Annotated in this window: 1 pseudogene; it reads right to left on the bottom strand. The window is 44.7% G+C overall.

Features of this window, described 5'->3' with window-relative positions:
- Nucleotides 1-658, bottom strand: a pseudogene (locus R7Q48_RS26195) (alkaline phosphatase family protein); the annotation flags it as partial.
- Nucleotides 659-826 lie beyond the last annotated feature (168 nt).

The following is an 826-nucleotide window of genomic DNA, read 5'->3' as shown; positions in this document are numbered from 1 at the left end:
GTCCATAGTAGCAATCTGGGTGTTTATACAGTGCTTTTGTATCTGCAATGGGCGCTTGCTCAAATTGCTCGTCTGGTAATCCTAGTAGCTTAACGACTTGCTCAATGGCGTCCAAAGTCGGCCCCGCTACGTGGTCTGCATAAATTTGGTCACCACTCATGATCAGCATGTCTGGTCGCTCATCAACACGTAAGCTAGCGACTTTTTCGTCTGCAGTGACTAAAGTGTCTTGACTAAAATGGTGAGGATTTCGACAAGAGCCATGAAGAACGTAATCGGCTTTCTCGCTGATCACAAACTCCAATCCTTGATGTGAATGTTGGTCTTGTTCATAGCTCAGATGTGGTAACAGCTCAGTCAATAGACCATCTTGAGTTTGAATTTGGTAGCGAAGCGGTTGATGAGTTGGGTAATCACCTTTAATGGCGAGTAAGCTTACCCACGCTCTCTGACCTATTTGGAGCTGCTGAAGTTCATCAAGTGATTGTGATGTGTATACGTTGTGAGTACTTGCATTCATTATTTCAACCACGCCTTTAAGAGGCTTGGTCGTCACTAGCCAAATGTTGATTTCAGACGCGGTAACTTTGCGCAGGACAGGCCCTGCAATAATAAGAGGAAGGGGAGTAGGTTCAGTATTGGTCGACGTTGTTGGCAAAGCGCTTCCTTATGTATCTGATTCTTCTTCTAATACTTCGATGACTTGAGAGCTGCTAAGTTCATGCCCCATTAAGAACAAACCTAACATCGCATCCGCTTTTGATGCGTTGTCACTGTCTTCATCCAGAATTTGTTGCAGGCGAGTGCGTATCAAATCTATTTCATG

The organism is Vibrio sp. 378, from assembly GCF_033339435.1.
The sequence above is the reverse complement of the archived record's forward strand: the minus strand, read 5'-3'. Positions and strand labels throughout refer to the sequence as shown.